The 21,584-nt window shown below is 73.9% G+C and carries 17 protein-coding genes; 5 read left to right on the top strand and 12 right to left on the bottom strand.

The genetic code is table 11. The annotated features are described in order from the left end of the window. Positions 1 to 285: 285 nt before the first annotated feature. Entirely contained in the window at positions 286 to 3,081 is a 2,796-nt protein-coding gene (locus AC6I72_RS36610) for an AAA family ATPase (RefSeq protein WP_498005993.1), read from the bottom strand. Between the two features lie 723 nt (positions 3,082 to 3,804). After that, positions 3,805 to 6,063, bottom strand: a complete 2,259-nt coding sequence (locus AC6I72_RS36615; protein WP_498005995.1) for an ATP-binding protein — start codon at positions 6,061 to 6,063, stop codon at positions 3,805 to 3,807. Between the two features lie 224 nt (positions 6,064 to 6,287). On the opposite strand from AC6I72_RS36615, the gene AC6I72_RS36620 reads away from it, so the two are divergent. Together AC6I72_RS36620 and poxB are read left to right on the top strand one after the other, a co-directional pair. Next, positions 6,288 to 6,761 carry a Dps family protein gene (locus AC6I72_RS36620; protein WP_498005997.1) on the top strand — a complete coding sequence of 158 codons (474 nt, stop codon included), beginning with the start codon at positions 6,288 to 6,290 and terminating at the stop codon, positions 6,759 to 6,761. Positions 6,762 to 6,864: 103 nt separating this feature from the next. Continuing rightward, on the top strand, positions 6,865 to 8,598 hold the full coding sequence (poxB, locus tag AC6I72_RS36625; RefSeq protein ID WP_498005999.1) for a ubiquinone-dependent pyruvate dehydrogenase: 1,734 nt from the start codon (positions 6,865 to 6,867) through the stop codon (positions 8,596 to 8,598). Positions 8,599 to 8,664: 66 nt separating this feature from the next. Here poxB and AC6I72_RS36630 read toward each other — a convergent pair whose 3' ends face one another. From AC6I72_RS36630 to AC6I72_RS36645, 4 genes are all read right to left on the bottom strand, one after another. Further along, the gene (locus tag AC6I72_RS36630) at positions 8,665 to 9,051 is read right to left on the bottom strand and encodes a peptidase inhibitor family I36 protein (protein ID WP_498006000.1); all 387 of its coding nucleotides are present in this window, start codon (positions 9,049 to 9,051) and stop codon (positions 8,665 to 8,667) included. A 76-nt stretch (positions 9,052 to 9,127) separates the two neighbouring features. Then, positions 9,128 to 9,343 carry a 2-dehydropantoate 2-reductase N-terminal domain-containing protein gene (locus AC6I72_RS36635; protein WP_498006002.1) on the bottom strand — a complete coding sequence of 72 codons (216 nt, stop codon included), beginning with the start codon at positions 9,341 to 9,343 and terminating at the stop codon, positions 9,128 to 9,130. A 249-nt stretch (positions 9,344 to 9,592) separates the two neighbouring features. Continuing rightward, positions 9,593 to 9,964: a DUF2255 family protein gene (locus AC6I72_RS36640; protein ID WP_498006004.1), complete on the bottom strand. Its 372-nt coding sequence runs from the start codon at positions 9,962 to 9,964 to the stop codon at positions 9,593 to 9,595. Beyond that, on the bottom strand, positions 9,961 to 10,833 hold the full coding sequence (locus tag AC6I72_RS36645) for a helix-turn-helix domain-containing protein (RefSeq protein WP_498006006.1): 873 nt from the start codon (positions 10,831 to 10,833) through the stop codon (positions 9,961 to 9,963). The genes AC6I72_RS36640 and AC6I72_RS36645 overlap by 4 nt, the downstream gene beginning before the upstream one ends. A 287-nt stretch (positions 10,834 to 11,120) precedes the next feature. Between AC6I72_RS36645 and AC6I72_RS36650 the strand changes: the two genes are divergently transcribed. Next, positions 11,121 to 12,047, top strand: a complete 927-nt coding sequence (locus AC6I72_RS36650) for an alpha/beta hydrolase (RefSeq protein WP_498006008.1) — start codon at positions 11,121 to 11,123, stop codon at positions 12,045 to 12,047. 125 nt (positions 12,048 to 12,172) lie between these two features. Here the strand turns inward: AC6I72_RS36650 and AC6I72_RS36655 are convergent, their stop codons facing one another. The 3 genes from AC6I72_RS36655 to AC6I72_RS36665 form a co-directional block, all read right to left on the bottom strand. Further along, on the bottom strand, positions 12,173 to 13,570 hold the full coding sequence (locus AC6I72_RS36655; protein ID WP_498006010.1) for an FAD-binding oxidoreductase: 1,398 nt from the start codon (positions 13,568 to 13,570) through the stop codon (positions 12,173 to 12,175). 322 nt (positions 13,571 to 13,892) lie between these two features. Next, positions 13,893 to 16,145 carry an ATP-binding protein gene (locus tag AC6I72_RS36660; protein WP_498006011.1) on the bottom strand — a complete coding sequence of 751 codons (2,253 nt, stop codon included), beginning with the start codon at positions 16,143 to 16,145 and terminating at the stop codon, positions 13,893 to 13,895. A 289-nt stretch (positions 16,146 to 16,434) separates the two neighbouring features. Then, positions 16,435 to 16,869, bottom strand: a complete 435-nt coding sequence (locus AC6I72_RS36665) for an acyl-CoA thioesterase (RefSeq protein WP_498006013.1) — start codon at positions 16,867 to 16,869, stop codon at positions 16,435 to 16,437. 157 nt (positions 16,870 to 17,026) lie between these two features. On the opposite strand from AC6I72_RS36665, the gene AC6I72_RS36670 reads away from it, so the two are divergent. Then, positions 17,027 to 17,305, top strand: a complete 279-nt coding sequence (locus tag AC6I72_RS36670; RefSeq protein ID WP_498006015.1) for a hypothetical protein — start codon at positions 17,027 to 17,029, stop codon at positions 17,303 to 17,305. Positions 17,306 to 17,414: 109 nt separating this feature from the next. Then, positions 17,415 to 17,801: a hypothetical protein gene (locus AC6I72_RS36675; RefSeq protein ID WP_498006016.1), complete on the top strand. Its 387-nt coding sequence runs from the start codon at positions 17,415 to 17,417 to the stop codon at positions 17,799 to 17,801. A gap of 189 nt (positions 17,802 to 17,990) precedes the next feature. Here AC6I72_RS36675 and AC6I72_RS36680 read toward each other — a convergent pair whose 3' ends face one another. The 3 genes from AC6I72_RS36680 to AC6I72_RS36690 form a co-directional block, all read right to left on the bottom strand. Further along, positions 17,991 to 18,596, bottom strand: a complete 606-nt coding sequence (locus tag AC6I72_RS36680; protein WP_498006018.1) for a dihydrofolate reductase family protein — start codon at positions 18,594 to 18,596, stop codon at positions 17,991 to 17,993. Between the two features lie 149 nt (positions 18,597 to 18,745). Continuing rightward, entirely contained in the window at positions 18,746 to 19,096 is a 351-nt protein-coding gene (locus AC6I72_RS36685) for a hypothetical protein (RefSeq protein WP_498006019.1), read from the bottom strand. A gap of 113 nt (positions 19,097 to 19,209) precedes the next feature. Continuing rightward, positions 19,210 to 21,435: an ATP-binding protein gene (locus AC6I72_RS36690; RefSeq protein ID WP_498006020.1), complete on the bottom strand. Its 2,226-nt coding sequence runs from the start codon at positions 21,433 to 21,435 to the stop codon at positions 19,210 to 19,212. Positions 21,436 to 21,584 lie beyond the last annotated feature (149 nt).

Here is a 21,584-nt window from a genome sequence, read left to right on the forward strand (position 1 = left end):
ACTGGACGCGTGTGGCGTGCCCGGCGCGGACTGGACGCGTGCGGCGCTCGGCACGGCCCGGACATGTCCCGCGTGTACTGGACACCTACGACGCTCGGCAGGGACTGGAACGCCTGCGGCCCCGGCGCGGATCAGACACGTCCCGCGCGTACTGAAACGTACGGCGCCCGGCGAGGGCGGAGTACGTGTGTCGCCCGGCAGGGGTGGAGCACGTGTGCCGCACCTCAGCCGATGGTGCGGCCCGCCCGTCGCGCCCGCATCCGGTGAACGGGCCGGGCCGCCCGCTCAGCCGGCCAGGCCGTCCCTGAGCACCTCGGCGAGCTGCGCCCGTGCCGTCACACCCAGCTTCGGGAAGATGCGGTACAGGTAGGCGCCGATGGTGCGGGGCGAGAGGTGGAGGAGTTCACCGATCTGCCGGTTGGACAGCCCGCGGGCCGCCAGTTCGGCGATCCGCAGCTCCTGGGCGTTGAGCAGTTCACGGACCGGGGTCCGCCGCCGCGCGCCGGGCGCGGAGCCCTCCTGCCGCTCCCCGGAGGCCCGCAGCTCGGCGGCGATCCGCGCGGCCCGTGCGTCGGCGCCCATCATGGTGTAGAGGGCCGCCGCCTGCCGCAGAGCGACCCGGGACTCGGCGAACTGGCGCCGCAGGCGCAGCCGGCGCCCGTGCGCCAGGCGCAGCGGCGCCTCCAGGAACGGCAGCCGGGCCGCATCCATGGCGAACGCCTGCGCGTACAGCCGCTCCGCGTCCCGGTCGTCGGCCAGGACGGCCCGTGCCACCGCGAGCCGCGCGGTGACGAGCGGGGCGCACTGCGCGCCCAGGTCACGGGCGAGCCTGTCCAGCGCCGCCAGCGCCTCCCCGGCCGCGTTCGCGGCGACGGCCGCCTCCGCGAAGGGCACCAGCGCGGACAGGGCCGCCGCACGCCGGCCGGGGGCGGCGACGAGAGACGCGAGGGCCGCCAACCCGGCGCCGAAGTCGCCGCCCTCGACCTGGGCCCATCCGCTGCCGACGGCCAGCACCTCGTCGATCCTGGGCACCGAGCGCCGGGCCTCCTCCAGCCCCCGGGAATCGGCGCGGGGCACCGTTCCGGTCCGCAGGCCCCGGGTGAGTTCGCCCAGCAGGCGGGCCGCCGCCCGGTGGTGACGCAGGCCGTACTCCTCGGCGAGCCGCTCGGACTGCTCGAAGGCCTGCCCGCCCTGACCCCAGTCGCCCACGGCCAGGTGCGCCAGGCCCTGCCGCAGCAGGACACGGGCCGGCGGTTCGGGCAGCTCGTGGAAGCGGTAGCGGCGCTCGGCCCGCCGGTGCAGCTCCAGCGCGCGCAGCGGATCACCGGCGAGCAGGGCCGCCTCGCCCAGCCGCTCCAGATCCCGTACGGAGGTGTCCGTCAGCCCCTGGAAGGCGGCCAGCCGGGAGACGACGGTCGCGGCCCGGCCCACCGGGGCCACCGTGGCCAGGGCGTGCAGCAGACGCGGATCGTCCGCCCGTTCCGGCAGGGTGTCCATGAAGGCGAGCAGCTCCTCGGCGCGTTCGGGGTCGCCCGCGACGGCGGGCGCCGTGAGCCGGATCAGCTCCAGCGCGCTCTCCAGCTCGGCGGCGGCGGCCGGCGCGGGCCAGGCACCGGGACCGGCCGGCAGCCGTACGGTGCCGCCGCCCGGCCACGTCAGGGCCTGCGCGCAGAGCGTGCCCAGGGGGCCCAGCGGGTGGCGCAGCGCACGGTGCGCCAGCGTCCGCGCCGCCCGGTGGAGACCGAGGTCGTGGGCGAGCTGCGCGGCCCGCAGGGTGCACCGGCCGCGCTCCTCGGGCGTGCGGTGCAGGTCGGCGGCCCGCCGCAGCAGACGTACGGCCATCGGCGGCTCGCACTGCTCCAGCGCGTGCCGGTGCGCGGCCTCCAGGCGGCGGGCCAGCTCCGGGTCGGGACCCTCCGCCGCCTGCGAGAGGTGCCACAGCATGCCCACCGAGTCCGGGGTCAGCACGGCGGCGAGGGCCGCGTGCGCGGCACGGCAGCGCGACGGCGCGACGTCGTGGACGACGGCTCCGGCCGTGGCGGGGTGGCTGAACCGCAGACGCATGCCGTCGAACACCACGAGGCCGTCGCGTTCGGCGGGTTCCGCCGTGGCGAAGTCCAGCTCGGTGCCCGCGATCCGCGACGCGGCCGACAGCAGCAGCGGGAGTTCGCCCGCCGGGTGGAGCGCCGCCACGAGCAGCAGGTCCCGGGTGCCGGAGGGCAGCCGCGAGACGCCGGGCGCCATGGCGGAGGCCAGCCGGTCGGAGGAGGCGGGCACGTAGGGGAAGTCGTCCTCGGAGCGGGTGGGCAGTTCGAGGAGTGCCAGCGGGTTGCCGGCCGCGGTGGCCAGCAGTTCGCGCACGGCGTGCGCGTCGTTGCCCGGCCTGCGCGAGACCAGCAGCGCGGCGGACTGCGCCGGTGTCAGCGGGCCGAGCGGCAGTTCGGGAAGACCGGCGAGGGCGGTCAGACGCGTGCGGTGCGGACGGGCGGTCAGCAGGAAGCCCATCGCGTGGCCCTCGGTCCTGCGGGCCACGAAGGACAGCACTTCACGGCTGGGACGGTCCAGTGCGTCCCAGTCGTCGACGGCTATCAGGAGCGGCTGGTCGGCGCTGACCGATTCCAGGACCCGCAGTACGGCGAACGGCAGTTGCGACCGATTGCCCTGGTGCGAGGCGGCACCGTCGAGCAGCAGCATCTCCAGGGCGCGGAGCCGTCCCGCCGCCGACGACCAGCCCGGGCTCGCCAGGACCGGCCAGACGATCTGGAGCAGTCCGGACAGGTCGGACGGGTTGCCCCCGCGGATGCCGGTGCAGCGCAGGACGCGCATCCCGGTGGCCGCCGCCCGTTCGACACAGGCGTCGAGCAGCGCGGACTTCCCCGAACCGGCGTGCCCGCGCAGGACCCGGGCCGCGCCGTTCTCCAGGGCCTGGCGCAGGAAGCCGCCGAGGGCCCGCAGTTCGCGGTCCCGGCCGACGAGCCCCGCCTCCCCGGGCAGCGTGCCGGGCGGGGCCGGGACGGGCAGCGGTACCCGACGGCCCTCCGTCCCGGCCGTGCGAGGGGAGATCTCGACCTGCGCGTTCATGGATGACCCCCGATCTGCGGCGAACGGTCCCACCGGATTCACGGGAGCGCTGCCTTGCCTGGTCCCATCCCATCGGAAGGGCCACCTGCGGAACCAGGCAGTTCGCATGCAGCTTGCTGCCTGCCGGGGCCTGCCGACCGCCTGCGGGGGTCCGCTCGGCGCGCCTGCGGAGGTACGTCGGGCCGACTGCCAGGAGCCGCCGGACGCCTGCCGGGGCCCGCTCGGTGCGCCTGCTGAGCTGCGTCGGGCCGGCTGCCGGGGGCCCTCGGCGCCTGCCGGCGGGACGCACCGCGCCCGCTGGGGCCCCCGCGCCCCGGGGCGGGCATGCTCGCGGCCTGCCGGGGGAACGCTCGCCGCCTGCTGAGAAGCCGGCGCGGTGTGGAGGGGGCCGCTCGGTGCCTCGAAGGTACCCTCCGCGCCTGGGACGGGCATGCTCGCCGGGGGGATGCTCGCCGCCTGCTGAGAAGCCGGCGCGGTGTGGAGGGGGCCGCTCGGTGCCTCGAAGGTACCCTCCGCGCCTGGGGCGGGCATGCTCGCCGGGGGGATGCTCGCCGCGTGCTGCCGAACCGGCGCGGCCTGCCGGGTGTCGCTCGACGCGCTGCGGTCCCGCCGGCCGGCCGCCGCAGGGGCGGTCGCCGCCTGCGGGGCCGCTCGGCGCCCGCGGGTGACCCCTCGATGCCGGCCGGGGCACGTCGGCCGCCGGCCCGGGCCTCCTCGCCGAGGCTACCCGGCGGCGGCCCCGCCCGGCCGGCGGGCCGCGGACCGGGCCCGGTCGCGCATCTGGGCGGCGCGCGGACTGCCGGTCTCCTGGAACAGCTCGCCCGCCCGCGTCCAGCTCGCCCGTGCCGCTTCCGCGTCCCCCAGCTCCAGCTGGGCCGACGCGAGGTGGTCCAGGACCTCGGCCTGGTTGTAACCGTCCAGTACCTCTCCGTAGAGCTTCAGCGACTTGCGGTAGTTCTCGACCGCCGCGTCGAGATCGCCCAGGCGGTGCTGCGCGTAGCCGATGCTGTCCCAGGTCGCGGCCTCGTTGCGGAGGTTGCCGTTGCCCTGGAGGATGGGCAGCGCCTCCTCGCACATCACGATGGCCTCCTCGTACCGGCCGAGCAGGGCCAGGTACCAGCCGACCGCGTTGAGTTCGCGCGCCACCTCGTTGCGTTCCGGGAGCGTACGGTAGAGCGCCAGCGCGCGCCGGGCGTGGTGGAGGGCTTCCTCGTGGCGCCCCTGCCGGCCGCGCACCCAGCCGATGCTCCGCTCGGTGGCCGCGCGCTCGGCCGGCCCCAGCCGGTGCAGCTGCCCGAGCATCAGGTCGACCTGTTCGTCGGCCTCACCCGCCTGACCCGTCTCCGCCAGCGCACGCGCCAGGCTCGCGCAGTTCACGGTGATGGCCGCCGGATCGTCCAGCACGAGCGCGGCCTGAAGCGCGACGCGCTTGGTGGAGACCTCCTCGGCCCACCGGCCCGTGAACGAGAAGTAGCCCACCCAGTCGGCCGTCAGGTGCGTACGCTGCCGCAGCAGCCGGTGATCGTCCAGGCCGGTCAGCGCGGCCATGACCGTCGCCTCCTCCTGGCGGAACCAGTCCAGGGCCTCGGTACGGTCGTCGATCGCGACCCGCGCCACCCCGGGCAGCGGCGGGCGGGCGGCCTCCCGCCCGGGCCGGGTGTCCAGCACCCGGGCAGCCGTGCGGGCGTTGTGGCACAGGTAGTCCAGCAGGCGTGCCTCGGCGCCGTGGCGGTCGTCCTCCTCCTGCGCGCGCAGTTCGCCGCCGTAGGCCCGTACCAGGTCGTGCAGGATGTAGCGGCCGTCGGCGTCGCGGGAGAGGAGGCTGGCCGCGGTCAGTTCGCGCAGGTGGCGGCGGGCCTCGGCCATCCCGACGGCCGCGAGGGAGGCGGCGGCCTCCGCGGACGCGGCCGGACCGGGGTGCAGGGACAGCAGGCGGAAGAAGCGCGCCGTGCCGGGGGTGAGCGCCCGGTAGGACCAGGAGAAGACGGCGCGGACGTCGCCCCGCCGGTCGTCGGCCGACAGCGCGTCGAGCCGGGAGGCCTTCAGTTCGCGCACGGCGACCTGGAGCGGCATCCGCGGAGCGGCACTGAGCTGGGCGCCCATGACGGCCACCGCCAGCGGCAGGTACCCGCACAGTCCGACCAGACGCGCGGCGGCCCCGGGCTCCGCCGCGCACCGCTCCTCACCGATCCGGGCGGCCAGTCCGGCGACGGCCTCCTCCTCGCTCCACACGTCCAGACCGACCAGTGTGGCGCCGTCCGTGGCGGCCAGTCCGGACAGCTGGTTGCGCGAGGTGATGAGTGTCAGGCATCCCGCGGAGGCGGGCAGCAGCGGCCGTACCTGTTCCGCGTCGCGCGCGTTGTCCAGCAGGACGATCAGCCGCAGGGCGGCGGTCCGCTCCCGGAAGACGGTGCCGCGCTCGCGCGTGCCGGGCGGGATGTCACTGCTGGGCACGCCGAGCGCGCTCAGGAACCGGCCGAGCACCTCGCCCGGGTCCAGCGGGGATCCGGAGTCCTCGAAGCCGCGCAGGTTCACGTAGAGCTGACCGTCGGGGAAACGGTCCGCCACCCGGTGCGCCCAGTGCACGGCCAGCGTGGTCTTGCCCACCCCGGCCATGCCGCCGATCGCCGAGATGACGACGTGCCCCGCGCCCGCCGTGATCCGTGCGCCGAGGCCCTGGACGGCCGACAAGGTGTCCTGGCGGCCGCGGAACACCGCGAGGTCGGGCGGCAGTTGCTGCGGGACCTGCGCCGTGCGACGGCCCGGAGCGGCCGCCTGCACCAGCCGCCGCCGCTCCTCCTCCCCCAGCTCCAGCGCGTCCATCAGCTCGGCCAGCGTCGCCTGCCGCGGAAGACTCTTCCCCCGCTCCATGTCGCTGATGGCCCGGACACTCACCCCCGACGCGTCCGCCAGACTCTCCAGCGTCAGCAGCGAACGCTGCCGCGCCTCCCGCAGCAACCGACCGAACACACCCTTGTCCATCCCACCCCCGCGGGGCCGCCCCCGACGTGCCTGCCGTGCCCGCCGGCCCCGCCCCGCGACGCCGCGGAACCAGCCGTTGTGGATTGACCATTAAAGCAAACCCGGCCGACGGCAGGCCGAATGACCGGGGGCCGGCCCGGGATCGGCAGTCAAACGACTGATCCGCACCGGGCGGGCGGCTCGCAGAATGGGGCTCCAGGCAAGGAACCGAGAGGACCGCACACATGTCTGTCATCACCAGCCCGCTGCCGGAGAAGGAACGCGAGATCGCCGGTGACGCCCTCCAGGCCACCCTGGTCGACCTGCTCGACCTGTCCCTGGTGGCCAAACAGGCGCACTGGAACCTGTTCGGCCCGCGCTTCCGCTCCATCCACGAGCAGCTCGACGAGGTGGTCACCACCGCGCGCGAGTACGCCGACACGGTCGCCGAACGCGCCGCCGCCCTCGGCGTCGCCCCGGACGGCCGGGCCGCGACCATCGCGGCCACCAGCGGCGTACCCGCCTTCCCGCAGGGCTGGACGAAGGACACCGCGGTCGTGGAGATCCTGGTGCGCACCTTCTCCACCGTCATCGAGCGGGTGCGGCAGCGGATCGAGGAGACCGGGCCCGCCGACGCCGTCACCCAGGACCTGCTGATCGGCCTGACCGCCGACCTGGAGAAGCAGAGCTGGATGTTCCAGGCGGAGAACCGCGGCTGAGGAACGTACGGGAACGTACAGGCACACGCCGGACACACAGGCACGCCGGACACACAGGCAGCACGTCGGACCAGCACACGACGGACGGAAGGCAGTACCCCGCATGCACACGATCGCCGACCACCTCATCGCCTCGCTGAAGGCCAGTGGCGTACGCCGCCTCCACGGGCTGCCCGGCGACTCCCTCAACGGCCTCACCGACGCCCTGCGCCGCGACGGCGACGTCGACTGGGTCCACGTACGGCACGAGGAGAGCGCCGCCTTCGCGGCGGCGGCCGAGGCCGCGCTCACCGGCGAACTCGCCGTCTGCGTCGGCAGTTGCGGACCGGGCAACCTGCACCTGGTCAACGGGCTCTTCGACGCGCAGCGCAGCCGGGTGCCGGTGCTCGCCATCGCGGCCCAGATCCCGGGCCCCGAGGTCGGCTCCGGCTACTTCCAGGAGACCCGCCCGCAGGAGCTGTTCCGCGAGTGCAGCGTCTACGCGGAGGTGGTCAACAGCGCCGAGTCCGCGCCCCGGATCCTGGCGATGGCGATGCGGGCCGCCGTCGAACGCAACGGAGTGGCCGTGGTGGTGGTGCCCGGCGAGATCTTCCTCGCCAAGGCCCCCCAGGACACGCCGCCCACCGTGGTCCGCGCGGCCGGTACGGTCGCCCTCCCGCAGGAGGCGGACCTGCGGGAGGCCGCCGCGCTGCTGAACGCCGGACGGCGGGTGACCGTCCTGGCGGGCGCGGGCGCGGCCGGCGCCCACGACGACCTGGTCCGGCTGGCCGAGGTCCTCAAGGCGCCGGTGGTGCACACCCTGCGCGGCAAGGAGCACGTCGAGTACGACAACCCCTACGACGTCGGACTCACCGGTCTGCTCGGCTTCGCCTCCGGCTACAAGGCGATCGAGGAGGCAGACACCCTGCTCATGCTCGGCACGGACTTCCCCTACCGGCAGTTCTACCCGAAGCACGCGAAGGTCGTGCAGCTCGACATACGCGGCGAGCAGATCGGCCGCCGCACCCACGTCGACCTGCCCCTGGTGGGCAGTGTGCGCGACACCCTGCCCGCGCTGCTGCCGCTGCTGACCGCCAAGTCCGACCGGGACCACCTGGACCGTGCCCTGGCCCACTACACCCGCACCCGCCGCTCACTGGACGCGCTCGCGGTCAACGACCACGACCGCACGCCCATCCACCCGCAGTTCGTGGCGAGCACCCTCGACCGCCTCGCCGACGACGACGCCGTCTTCACCACCGACGTCGGCTCGCCCGTGGTCTGGGCGGCCCGCTACCTGACGTTCAACGGGCGGCGGCGCCTGCTCGGTTCCTTCAACCACGGTTCGATGGCCTGCGCGCTGCCGCACGCGGTCGGCGCCCAGGCGGCGTACCCCGGGCGGCAGGTCGTGGCCCTCGCCGGTGACGGCGGGCTCACCATGCTGCTCGGCGAACTGTTCACGCTGCGACAGAACGGGCTGCCCGCCAAGATCGTCGTCTTCAACAACGGCTCGCTCAACTTCGTCGAGCTGGAGATGAAGGCGGCGGGTGTCGTCAACTTCGGTACGGAGCTGGACAACCCCGACCTCGCCGCGGTCGCCTCCGCGATCGGGCTGTGGGCCCGGCGGGTCGAACGCCCCAGCGACCTGGAGGGCGCCCTGAAGGACGCGTTCGCGCACGACGGCCCGGCCGTCGTCGAGGTGATGACGGCCCGGCAGGAGCTGTCGGTGCCGCCCGCGATCACCATGGAGCAGGCCAAGGGCTTCACCCTCTACGCCATCCGTACGATCCTGTCCGGCCGCGGCGAGGAACTGCTGGACCTGGTCTCCACCAACGTGGCCCGGCGGATCCTGCGTTAGCCCCGTAGGAGCCCTGCGCGCGGCCGGCCCGTCCCTGTCACGGGGGCGGGCCGGCCGCGCGCCCGGTCACTGCGCGCGGAAGCTGTGGGTCGGGCCGAACGTCAGCCACGAGTGGAAGTCGCCGGCGGACTCGGTGATCGAGGCGCCGGTGCAGTCCGCGTTCTTGTAGAAGGTCACCGGCCTGTTCGTCATGTTGAAGTCGGCCAGGACACCGAACGGCGTGGTGACACACTCGCTGTCGACGTCCTGGTACAGGGCCATCTGGCCGGCGAACCACTGCGTCTCGAAGACGCACACGTTTCCGCTGCCCACGGTGGCGCACCGGTCATCGGGCTTGTCCAGGAAGATGGGCCCGGAGGTCGCCGAGGCCGTGCCGGGGGCCAGCCCCAGCAGTGCGGCGGCGGCCGCGGAGGCGAGGGCTAGGGTGACATGTCTGCGAGGGGACCTGCGCATGATCGACTCCTCATGGGAACGGGGACACGTGCACTGCACGCGTAGCCTGCCCACACACCTCACAACTGTCGACAGTTCAACTGTTTTTGGCTGAATATGTTTCTCCGGATGTCCGTCTGCGGAGCCTGATCCGGCCGCCCCGGGCGGGGACGAGCGTCACGGCGACCCTGACACAGAGGCACACTTCGTGCCCCGCCCGCCGGAGAGCCCAGGCCACGACTCCGCCCACGGCGCCGGCCCCGACGACCGCGACCGACGTGCGCGCCGGCGCTTCCGGGAAATCCACCTTCATCTTCCCATCACGTCCTCGGCGTTCAGAGGCTCACGCTGTTTGCCCCTGAATGCACACGTACTTTCAATATCGTTCGGTTCAGGCTGAGTGTTGCGTGATGCACGACACCCTTTAGAGACCTGCCGGCAATCGTCGGCACAGCGTGTTTCCGCTGCCCGACGCCGCCGTACTCCGTCGTCGTCAACCCCGTGCCGACGCCGGGCGAGGGCTCCGCTGCCCGCTGCGGTCGGGGCGGGGGACGCGAGGACGTCAGCTGGGGCGGGTGGGGGCCGGAGCGATACGGATCGTCGCGGCGCGGGCCGCGGCGGAGGCGACCAGGGAGGCGGCTGCGGCTCCGTACGCCGCCCGGTAGGCGGCGTCGATCTCCGGGGCGCACCCGGCGTCGCCGGTCTCCAGCAGCACCTCGCGGGTGACCCCTCCCACCCGGATCCGTCCGCGGCCGTGCTCCCGCGCCGCCTGGTACCAGCGGGAGCGGACCCCCCGGTAGGCGCGGACGTACAGGGCGCCGCGGACCAGCACCATGCCGATCTCGACCCCCTCCCGGTCCTCGTCCCCCGCGGTGAGGACGAGGGAGTCGTGCGCGGCGAGCAGGGCGAGGTCCTCGGGACCGAAGGTGTTCATCGGGTCGGGTGCTCCGTTTCGTGGATGGCCGGCTGCGGGGCGTGCCAGGAGGTGAGGATCCGCAGGGCGTCGTGCGAGGGGGTGCCGGGTTCGGCGGTCAGGACCATGAGGCGCTGTCCGGAGCCGTCGGGCGCGGCCCAGGTGTCGCAGTCGAGGGTGAGGTCGCCCACCAGGGGGTGGCGGTAGTGCTTGGTGCCGTGCCCGGCGCCGCTGACCTGGTGCTCGGCCCACCAGGTGCGGAAGTCGCGGTCCCGTACGGACAGTTCGCCCACGAGGCGGGCCAGGCCGGGGTCGTCGGGGTCGTCCGCGGCCTGGGCGCGCAGGGCGGCGACGGCGTCGCGGGCGTCGTGGCTCCACCGCCGGTGCAGGTCGCGGACGGCCGGGTCGGTGAACAGCAGCCGTACGTAGTTGCGCCGGCCGGACGGCACCGACGCGAAGTCGGTGTAGAGGGCCGCGGCGGCGGCGTTCCAGGCGAGCACGTCCAGGCGCCTGCCGAGGACCATCGCCGGGACGTGTGTGAGCTGGGCCAGCAGGCGGCCGGGGGCGGGACGCACGTGCTGCACGGGCCGGCGGCGGGGCCGTGCGTCGCCCCGGCCGGCGAGTTCGTACAGGTATCTCGTCTCGGCCTCGTCGAGGCGCAGGGCGCGGACCAGGGTGGCGAGCACGGCGGCGGACGCCCGTACCCGGCCCTGTTCCAGCCGGGTGTAGTAGCCGACGCTGATGGCGGCGAGCTGGGCGACCTCTTCGCGGCGCAGCCCCGCGACCTTCCGGAAGGCGCCCGTCGCGGGCAGGCCGCACTCCTGCGGGGCGAGCTGTGCCCGGCGTGCTCTGAGGAAGGCCCCGAGAGCGGGGCCGGGTGTCGTATGCATGTCTCCCAGTGTCACGCCGCCGGCGGCGCTGCGGCACACGTGTGGGGGGGAAGGTTTCTTCCCGGGCAGGAACCTGTCTCTTTTCCCCCCGTGGACGAGGGGCGATCGTGGAAACGTCCCTCCCCGGCACGGCGGGGACCGGGCTCCTGACGGGGCGCCCGGTGACCGTACCGTCATGTGACTGATGTGCGGTCCGCGTCCGTCGTGAACAGTGGGGGAAGGCACGAACCCGTCCTTCCGGGATCGTTCCGGCAAGCACGCCACAATCAGTTGACAAGGAGATTTCCATGGCCAGGACCAGCGTCACCTTCGACAGCGCCGGCATCACGATCGCCGCCCACCTCTACACCCCCGACACCACCGTCCCCGGTCCGCGCCCCGCCCTGGTGGTCGGCCACCCCGGCACCGGTGTGAAGGAGCAGACCTCCGGCACCTACGCGCAGCTGATGGCCGAGCGCGGGTTCGTCACCCTCGCCTTCGACGCCGCCTACCAGGGTGAGTCCGGCGGCCTGCCGCGCGGTCTCGAGGACCCCGCCCAGCGGGTGGAGGACTTCAAGGCCGCCGTCTCCTTCCTCACCGCCCGCGAGGAGGTCGACGCCGACCGGATCGGCCTGCTCGGCATCTGCGCCTCCGGCGGCTACTCGCTGGCCGCCACCGGCGGTGACCACCGGGTGAGGGCGGTCGCCACCGTCTCCACCGCCGAGCCCGCCCGCCAGTTCCGCTACGGCGCGGACGGCGCCCAGGACCCGGCCGTCTTCCAGACCCTCCTGGACGCCGCCGCCCAGGCCCGCACCCGGGCCGCCCGCGGCGAGGACCCCGGCGCGATGACCATGTTCCCCGAGACCGCCGAACAGGCCGCCGCGCTCGGTGGCGAGCACGGCGTGGAGGGCTTCGAGTACTACTGCACCTCCCGCGGCGAGCACGAGCGGTCCGCGAAGGTCCTCGCCTGGGAGAGCATCGACAAGATGGCCTCCAGCGACGCCTTCCACGCCGTCCCCCTGATCGGCCCCCGCCCCATCCTCCAGATCATCGGCGAGCGCGCCGTCACCGCCTGGATGGCCGTGGAGGCCCACCGCCGCGCCACCGGCCCCGCCGAACTCCACCGCATCGAGGGCGCCAGCCACGTCGACCTCTACGACAAGAAGGAGTACATCGACCCCGCCGTCGACAAGCTGGCCGCCTTCTTCACCGACCACCTCGTCGTCACCGGCTGAGGAACGCGCCGTCCGGGCCGGGGCGGGGGCCGTACGGGAGCGCCCGCCGCCCGGCGGGCGCCCGCCGCCCGGGCGGGAGTGCGTCCCGGAGCCGGGGCGTCTGATCGCGCGTCAGGTGTACGGCCTCACGCGGCGGCGGGCGGGATGTTCTGGTTGGCGTGGAAGAAGTTGCCCGGATCGTAGGTGCGTTTGACCTCGGCCAGCCGGTCGTAGTGGCCGCGGTACGTCCCCCGGACCCGGTCGCCGCTCTCCTCCTGCCCCAGGAAGTTGATGTAGGCGCCGCCCATGGAGTGGGGGTGCAGCGCGGTCCAGTAGTCCACGCACCACCGGCGGATCAGCCCGGCGTTGGCGGGCTCGGGGTCGATGCCGGCGATCACACCCGACCACGTCGCGTCCCGGTAGGCCCAGGCGGTGTCGTCGGCACCGGTGCGGCGGGCCGCGCCGTCGACCGGGTACAGGTGCATCGTGGACAGTCCGGTGGGCAGGTCCTGGCCGTACTTCTCGTGGACGGCGACGGCGTCGTCGCTGAGGGCGTCGAAGAAGTCACCGCGCCAGTACCACTGCAATCCCCTGGGGAGCAGCCCGTCGAACATGGACTGCAGGGCGGGGTAGGGCATCGGGGTGGCGAAGTGGAAGGCGGGCGGCCCGGGTGCGTTCACTTCCCTGAGCGCCTCCTCCAGCCGGTCCTGTCCCGGATCACCGGTGTGGCACCACACCACGCCGCACATCTTCCGGCCGTGCAGGGGCTCGGGGAAGGGCGGGGCGGGCGGCACGGCCAGCAGGAGGAAGAAGCCGTTGAGGTCCTCGGGCGCGGCGGGCAGGAACTCCCGGTACCAGCGCAGCACTTCCCCGACGCGGTCGACGGGCCAGACGGTCAGCCCGACGCCGACGGTGTCCACGGGGTGCAGCCGGAAGGTGAACGAGGTGACCACGCCGAAGTTCCCGCCGCCGCCCCGCAGGGCCCAGAACAGGTCCGGGTGCTCCTCCGCGGAGGCGGTGAGGACCGTGCCGTCCGCGCGGACGACGTCGGCGGACAGCAGGTTGTCGATCGTCAGACCGTACCTGCGGGTCAGGTGCCCGTGGCCGCCGCCCAGCGTGAGACCGCCCACCCCGGTCGTCGACATGATCCCGGTCGGTGTGGCCAGTCCGAAGGTGTGCGCCGCGTGGTCGAGATCCCCCAGCAGGCTTCCACCGCCCACCCGCGCCGTCCCGGCCCGCGGGTCGACGTGCACCCAGCGCATCGGCGTCAGGTCGAGCGTCAGCGCGCCGTCGGCCAGGCACAGCCCCGGTCCGCTGTGTCCGCCGCCGCGCACCGCCAGTTCCACCCCCTCGTCCCGGGCGAAGGACAGGACGGTCCGCACGTCCGCCACGTCGACGCACCCGGCGATCGCGGCCGGCCGCCGGTCGATCATGGCGTTGTAGACGCCCCGGGCCTGGTCGTAGCCCGGGTCACCCGGAGCGAGGACGGTTCCTCGCAGTGCCGTACGCAGACTCTCCAGAGCCTGCCCGTCGATCCCGTCCATGGCCGTCACTCCTGCCTGCGCGTGTCGTGCGCGGACGGACGGGGGCGCGACGTCCGGGCGGGCGGCGGGGGCGTGGGACGCGGATCCGTACGCGCCGGTGACGATGACGTCGGCGGAGTGCGGGCACCACCCCGCCAGCAGCATTGTCCGTCCGCCGGCCGCGCCCCGCACGCCGGCGGCTCTCCGGCCGCGCCCCGCGCACGCAGGCGGCTCTCCGGCCGTGCCGGACGGTCCCGCCGGACGTTCCAGCAACCTCACCCCGTGTGCGGGCCCCCGCCGCACCGACGCGTCACGGGCACCGCCGCGTCCCCTCGCCCGCGGCTCACCGCACCGGCGCGTCCCCGCGATGTTCCTCCGGGGTCCCGGCCTTGGCGCGCATCTCCTCGGCCCGCGGGCTGCCGGTCGCGCTCAGCAGGTCGGCGGCCCGGTTCCAGTGCGCGCGGGCCCGGCCGGTGTCGCCCCGCTCCAGGTGGGCGGAGGCGAGCCGGTCCAGCACCTCCACCTGACCGTAGGTGTCCAGCACCTCCTCGTAGAGTGCCAGGGCCCTGCCGTAGTCGGCGACGGCGCCGTCCAGGTCGCCGAGGTGCTGGCGGGCGTAGGCGATGCTGTCCCAGGTCGCCGCCTCGTTGCGGCGGTTCCCGTTGCGCCGGAGGATGGGCAGCGCCTCCTCGCACATGGCGATGGCCTCCCGGTACTCGCCGAGCAGGGCGAGGTACCAGCCGACGGCGTTCAGCTCGCGCGCCACATGGCTGGGCTGGTCGAGCGTGCGGTACAGGTCCAGCGCGCGGCGCGCGTGGTGCACGGCCTCGGGCAGGCGGTCCTGGCTCCCGCGCACCCAGGCGACGCACCGCTCGGTGCTGGCCCGCTCGGCCGGGGCGAGCCGGGGCAGCTGCGCGAGCATCAGACCGACCGTCTCGTCGGCCGCCCGGACCTGGCCCGTCTCGGTCAGCGCACGCGCCAGCATCCCCCCGTTGCGCGCGATGGCGACCGGGTCCCGCAGCACCTGGGCCGCGTCGAGACAGATGCGCTGGACCGAGATCTCCTCGTCCCACCGTCCCATGGTCGCGAAATAGCCCTCCCAGTCCGCGGTCAGGCGAGTGCGGGAGGCCAGCAGCCTCGGGTCGTCCAGGGCGGCCACGGCGGCCATGAGGGCCGACTCCTCCTGGCGGAACCAGTCCAGCGCGTCCGCGTGCGTGTCGATCGCGGCCCGGACCACTCCCTCGGCCGCCTCCTCCCCGAGCACGGTGCCCAGCCGCGTGGAGAGGGCGCCGCTGGCCGCGTGGGCGTTGTGACGCAGGTAGTCCAGCAGCCGCGTCTGCGCGGCGAGAGCGTCGTCCCGCTCCTGGTCGACCAGTTCGGCGCCGTAGGCACGGACCAGGTCGTGCAGGACGTAGCGGCCCGCCGCGTCCCGCGAGAGCAGACTGGCCGTGGTCAGTTCCCTGAGATGGCGGCGGGCCCGGAGCATCTCCACGCCCGCCAGGGAGGCCGCGGCCTCGGCCGACACGACCGGTCCCGGATGGAGCGCCAGGTGCCGGAAGAACCGCGCGGTCGGCGCGTCGAGCGCCCGGTACGACCAGGAGAAGACGGCCCGCACGTCCGTCCGCCGTTCGTCGGCCTCCAGGGCGTCCAGCCGGGCCTGACGCAGTTCACCGGCGGCCCGGCCCAGACTCATCCGGGGAACCGCGCTCAGCTGCGCGCCGACCACGGCGACCGCCAGCGGCAGGCACCCGCACAGCCGGGCCAGCTCGGCGGCGGCCTCCGGCTCCGCCCGGCACCGCTCCTCGCCGATCCTGGCGGCCAGCGCCGTGACGGCCTCCGCCTCGGTCCACACGTCGAGGCCGATGAGGGAGGCCGCGTCGGTCGCGGCGAGACCGGCGAGCCGGTTGCGTGAGGTGACGATGGTCAGGCATCCCGCCGAGGCGGGCAGCAGCGGCCGTACCTGCTCGGCGTCGCGCGCGTTGTCCAGCAGCACGATCAGCCGCAGGGCGGCGACCCGCTCCCGGAACAGCAGGGACCGCTGCTCGGTCCCCGTCGGTATCTCGTCGCTGGCCACGCCGAGCGCGCCCAGGAACCCGCCGAGGGCCTCGCCGGGGTCCAGCGGGGCCCCCGCGTCCTCGAAGCCGCGCAGGTTCACATACAGCTGGCCGTCCGGGAAGCGGTCCGCCACCTGGTGCGCCCAGTGCACGGCCAGCGTGGTCTTGCCCACGCCGGCCAGGCCGCCCACCGCGGCGATGACGACGCACCCTCCGCGCTCGGCGACCTGCGCCGTGAGGGCGCGGGCGGTCGTCAGCGCCTCGTCGCGGCCCCGGAAGGCGGCGAGGTCCGGCGGCAGTTGCCGGGGCACGTCCGGGGTGTGCCGGGCGGAGGCCCGGACCAGGCGCCGCCGTGTCTCCTCGTCCGGTTCCAGGGCGTCCATCAGCTCGCTGAGGGTGCCCTGCCGCGGAAGGCTCCTGCCCCGCTCCATGTCACTGATGGCCCGCACGCTCACACCCGAGGCCGCGGCCAGCCCCTCCAGCGTCAGCAGCGCCCGCTGCCGCGCCGTGCGCAGCAGCCCACCGAACGTGTTCTCGTCCATCCCACCCCGCCGGGTACGCACTGGCCTGTGCAGCGAAGGCCGGCGCGCCGGGCCGGGGCACGGCACGGCCCGCACGACCGGTTGTGGAATGAACACTAAAGCAAGGGGCGGCCCCGCGGAACGCCGGGTGCGGGTGCCACCGGTCTCCTGCCCGTGCCGGGCGGGAGACCGGGCGCCCGAACGGGGGGCCGCCCGGGATCCCCGCCCGCCGGGTTCCGCCGTCCGGTGTCTCGCGCCCCGGTTTCACGGCCCGGTACCTCGCCCGGGGTTCCACCGTCCGGTGCCTCCCCTACAGGACCTCACACTCCTCGGAGCGGGCGGCCTCGAAGACGGCCCGCAGACCGGCGGGCGGCGCCGTGATCCTCCGCGCCCGGACGTCGATCCACGCGCCGAGCGAGTGCACGACGGCGGCCTCCTCCCCGTCCTCCCGGAACACGGTCTGGCGCACCCGCCACCGCGCGCTGTCCTCGGTCAGCCCCACCACCTCGCAGGACACCTCGACCTGTTCGGCGAGGAAGACCTCGCGGCGGTAGCGGACCTCCTCACCCAGCAGAACGGCGGCGAACCCCTCCTTCTGCAACGCGCGGACGTCCCATCCCGACGCCACGAGGAAGCCGAGCCTGGCTGTGCTCGCGTACTCCAGGTACCTGGTGCTGCGCAGATGGCCGTTGAAGTCGACATCGTCCCAGCGGACTTCGAATGATTTCCGGAAAGCTTCAAACATGTCATGGAGAGTACCGCCCGCCGCAAAGACACGTGTGAGCGACGCAGCTCCGTCCGGCTCACACAGATGACGTCTGGGAATGAACCATCCGGCCTGGTGGCACCGTGTATCGGGCAGTGGCACACGTGTGTGGCCGCGGAGAGAGTGGGTGGAACACATGAGCATGAGGCACCGGGTGGTGTCGGCCGCCGTCCTGACCGCCACGGTCGGGGCGGCGATCGCCCTGGGCACGGCTTCGGCGTCCGCGACGTCCTACGAGAACGTCCTGCTGGACAAGAACGCGGGCAAGTCGTGCCAGAGCCAGGCGAACACCAACAACGACTGGTGGCACTTCTCCCGCAACGGCAGCGACGCCTACTGGTTCTACTGCGGGGGCAGCAACCACACGGAGCTGTGGATCCGTCAGCCGGTGGGCGGCTGGTGGAGGCCGTCCTGACGGCCGGGGCGTGCACCGCGCCCGCCCAGCGTCCCGACCGACACGATCAGGGGCAGCGCGCGGACGCGCGCTGCCGTTCCGGGAAGACAGGCAGGAAATGATCAAGAACGTGCGATTCAAGGCCGTACTGGTCGCCGCGGCGGCGGCCGGCAGCCTCCTCGGCTTCACCCCGAGCGCCAGCGCCGCCGGGAACTGCGACCACTACGGGCAGCCCGGGTACATCCAGATGTTCACCGGCGGGAACTTCACCGGGAACTGCTACGAGACGTACTACTGGAACACGGTCCCCGACTTCAGGAACGTCCCCAACGGCATGAACGACAGCATCTCCTCCGTGCGGAGCTGGTCCGGAGGATCCTTCGGGGACGGGGGCTTCTCGGACGCGTCCCTGTGGACGGACCAGTACGGCAGGGGCCTCGCGTTCACCTTCCACTCCGGTGAGTCGTGGCCGAACCTCCCCTCCTGGATCAATGACAAGGCCTCCTCGCTCTACTGAACGAGGGGGTGCCTAGGTCCTGTCGTCACATTCCCGTCGTCCGCCCGGAGGGCGGGCCTCGCGGCGTCAGGTGCGTGCTCTCGGCGTGCCGGGCCCTGACCCTCGTACTGGACGTACTCGGGTCTGGGCCCGGTGCGGCGAGAGTGCGTGCATGGCGTCGCGAGGCAGGCGGGAATGTGACGACAGGGCCTAGTAACTGTCGTAACGGGGCTTTCCGCTGGGCCGGTAGACGCCGACGACGGTGCCGCCCTTCGTCGTCGAGACGCTGACCGGCTCCAGGGCGGTGGGGACCGCCCCGTCGGCGAACAGCCGCCTGCCGGTGCCGATGATCACCGGATGGATGGTCAGCCGGTACTCGTCGACGAGACCGTGCCGCATGAGGGTCTGGGCGAGGCCGCCGCTGCCGACGACCTTGATGTCACCGCCGTCGGACGCTTTCAGCTCACGCACGGCATCGACGGTGTCGCCCTCCAGCAGCGTGGAGTTCTGCCACTCGACCGATGTCAGACTCCGGGATGCCACGTACTTGCGCATGCCGTTCATCCGGTGCGTGAACGGGTTGCCGGGGTCGGCGCTCGGCCAGTACGACGCGAAGATCTCGTACGTCCTGCGGCCGAGCAGCATCGCGTCGGAGTTCTCGTACCAGCCGGAGACGGCCGCGCCGACCTCCTCGTCGTCCACCGGTTTCTGCCAGCCGCCGTGCTCGAAACCGCTTCGAGCGTCCTCGTCCGGGCCGCCCGGGGCCTGCATGACGCCGTCCAGCGTCAGGAACGTGCAAACGATGATCTCGCGCATGGTGCGCTCCCTTCCACGAGGGGTGGACCGCACCACCGCCGGAAACTCATCGGCGGCACTTCCGCGCCGCGGCACGACGCCCGGTGGTCACGTTCCCCCGCCCGCCCGCAGGGCGGGGTGAGGCGGGCGGGAGAACGTGAGGGAAGTCCCTAATCGCCCTGCGACCACGCCGCCGTGGGCAGGGACAGGTAGACGCCGAGATCATGGAGTCCGGTCGCCTCGCTGATGTCCCGGTGGAGTGCGTCCACGCGTTCCTGGCGGTCGGCGGCCCTGCTCGCGAACCACTTGGACTTCACCTCGATCACCACGGCAAGACCGCTGCGGTCGAGCGGGCCCAGTCTCCGGAAGCGGATCTCGACGTCGCCCGGTCCCAGGTCCCCGTCGTACGGTTCCTCGGGACACTCCACAGCCTTCGACACCAGGTGCGGCAGCATCGCACCCAGTTCGCGGAGCTTCGATTCGGCGACGTCCGGTGCGCAGGTGACTTCCACGAGAGGCATCGGTCCACTCTACGGCGTGTTCCGCAAGTCGGGCCTGTCGCGCTGCCGGGGCCGTCCCCGTACCCCCGGGCGGGGCACCGCTCGCGCTCCACGCGGCCCCGCCCGGGGTGCGGTCAGAGTTCCTCGGCCCTGGCCCTGAGTTCCGCGGCGCGCGGGACCCGCAGGGCGGTGAGCAGGTCGGCGGCGCGCAGCCAGTTGGCCCGGGCCCGGCCGGTGTCCCCGAGGTCGAGCTGCGCGGAGGCGAGGTGGTCCAGGGTCTCGGCCCGCAGATACTCGTCGTGCACCTCGTCGAGGAGCGCGAGCGCCTTCTCGAAGCTGGTGACGGCGGCGGCCGGGTCGCCCAGGCGCTGCCGGGCGTAGCCGATGGAGTCCCAGACCGCCGCCTCGCTGCCGCGGTCGTCGCTCTCGCGCAGCAGGGGCAGCGCCTCCTCACACGTGCTGATGGCCTCCTCGTACTCACCGTTCAGGGCGAGACACCAGCCCACGCCGATGAGGGTGCGGGCGACCTCGTCGGGCCGGGGGAGCGCCCGGGCCACGGCCAGGGCCGCGCGGGCGTGCCCGAGAGCCTCGGCGTAGCGCTTCTGGCGAGTGCGGATGAAGCTGACGTTGCGCTGGACACGTACCTGGTGCTCCACGGGGAGCCGGTCCAGTTGGCCGAGCATCAGGGCGACGGGCTCGTCGGCCTCCTCCAGGCGCCCGGTCTCGACCAGTGCCCGCACCAGGTGCGCGCTGCTGCGCGCGACGGTGACGGGCTCGTCCAGCTGGAGCGCCGCTTCCAGCCCGGTGCGCGCGGCCGACACCTCCTCCGCCCAGCGGCCCGACACCGCGTTGTAGCCCACCCATTCCAGCGTGAGGTCGACCCGGCGGCGCAGCAGCCGCGGATCCTCCAGGCTCCGCAGGGCCGCGGCGGCGGTCGACTCCTCCTGCCGGAACCAGGCCAGGCCCTCCTCGCGGTCGTCGACCGCGACGCGCACCGTCCCGGGCGCCGGCGACCCGGCCGGCCCCGGCGGGAACCGCGAGACGAACCGGTTGGCGGTGTGCGCGTTGTGGCACAGGTAGTCGAGCAGGCGGGTCTCGGCGGCGAGGCGGTCGTCCTGCTCCCGGGCGGCGAGTTCGCAGCCGTAGGCGCGGACGAGGTCGTGCAGGACGTAACGGCCTTCGGAGTCCCGGGACAGGAGGCTGGCGGCGGTGAGTTCGCGCAGGTGCCGACGGGCCCGCACCGGTTCCGTCCCGGCGAGGGAGGCGGCGGCCTCGGCGGAGACGGCCGGTCCCGGGTGCAGCGCGAGGTGGCGGAAGAAGCGTGCCGTTTCCTCGGTGAGCGCCCGGTAGGACCAGGAGAACACGGCGCGTACGCCCTCGCTGCGGTCGTCGGCCGACAGCGCGTCCAGCCGCGGGCTCGCCGCCCGCAGTTCCCGGACGGCGAGTGCGAGCGGCATGCCGGGGGCCTCGCCCAGCTGCGCGCCGACGACGGCGACGGCGAGGGGCAGGTGCCCGCACAGGGCGGCCAGTTCGGCGGCGGCCTCCGGTTCGGCCCGGCACCGCTCCTCGCCGATCCGGGCGGCCAGTGCCGTGACGGCCTCCTCCCGGCTCCACACGTCCACGCTGATGAGGGCGGCGCCCTCGGTGGCGGCCAGACCGGCGAGGCGGTTGCGTGAGGTGACGATGGTCAGGCTCCCGGTGGAGGCGGGCAGCAGCGGCCTGACCTGCTCCGCGTCGCGCGCGTTGTCCAGGACGACGATCAGCCGCCGGGAGGCGGTCCGCTCCCGGAACAGCGCCGTACGCTGCTCCGTGCCGGGCGGTATGTCGCTGCTGGGCACGCCGAGCGCCCGCAGGAAGCCGCCCAGCGCCTCCCCGGGGTCGAGCGGTGCTCCGGAGTCCTCGAAGCCGCGCAGGTCGACGTAGAGCTGACCGTCGGGGAAACGTTCCGCCACCTGGTGCGCCCAGTGCACGGCCAGCGCGGTCTTGCCCACCCCGGCCATCCCCCCGATCGCGGAGACGACCACGTGCCCGCCTCGCCCCGCCACCTGGTCCGTGACCCGCAGGGCGGACCGCAGCGCCTCCTCGCGCCCGCGGAAGGAGACGAGGTCGGGCGGCAGCTGCCGCGGAGTCCGGTCCGCGCGCCGGGTGGCCGCCTGCACCAGGCGCCGGCGCCGTGTCCCGTCCAGCTCCAGCGCGTCCATCAGCTCGGCCAGCGTGGCCTGCCGCGGGAGGCTCCTGCCCCGTTCCATGTCGCTGATGGCGCGGACACTCACGCCCGAGGCCTCGGCGAGGCCCTCCAGAGTGAGCAGCGCGTGCTGCCGTGCCTCGCGCAGCAGCGCTCCGAAGGTCTCTTCGCCCACGCCAGCCTCCGGGCCGCACCCCCGACCGCCGCCGAGGGGCCGGTACCACTGCTTCAGGTTCCCGGGGAACGTAGCAGTTGTGGAGTGATCGGACCAACTGACGTTCACGGGGCCGTGGCCGCCGCGGAACCGGTGCGCGGCGGCCGGGG

This window comes from Streptomyces sp. Xyl84 (assembly GCF_059731885.1).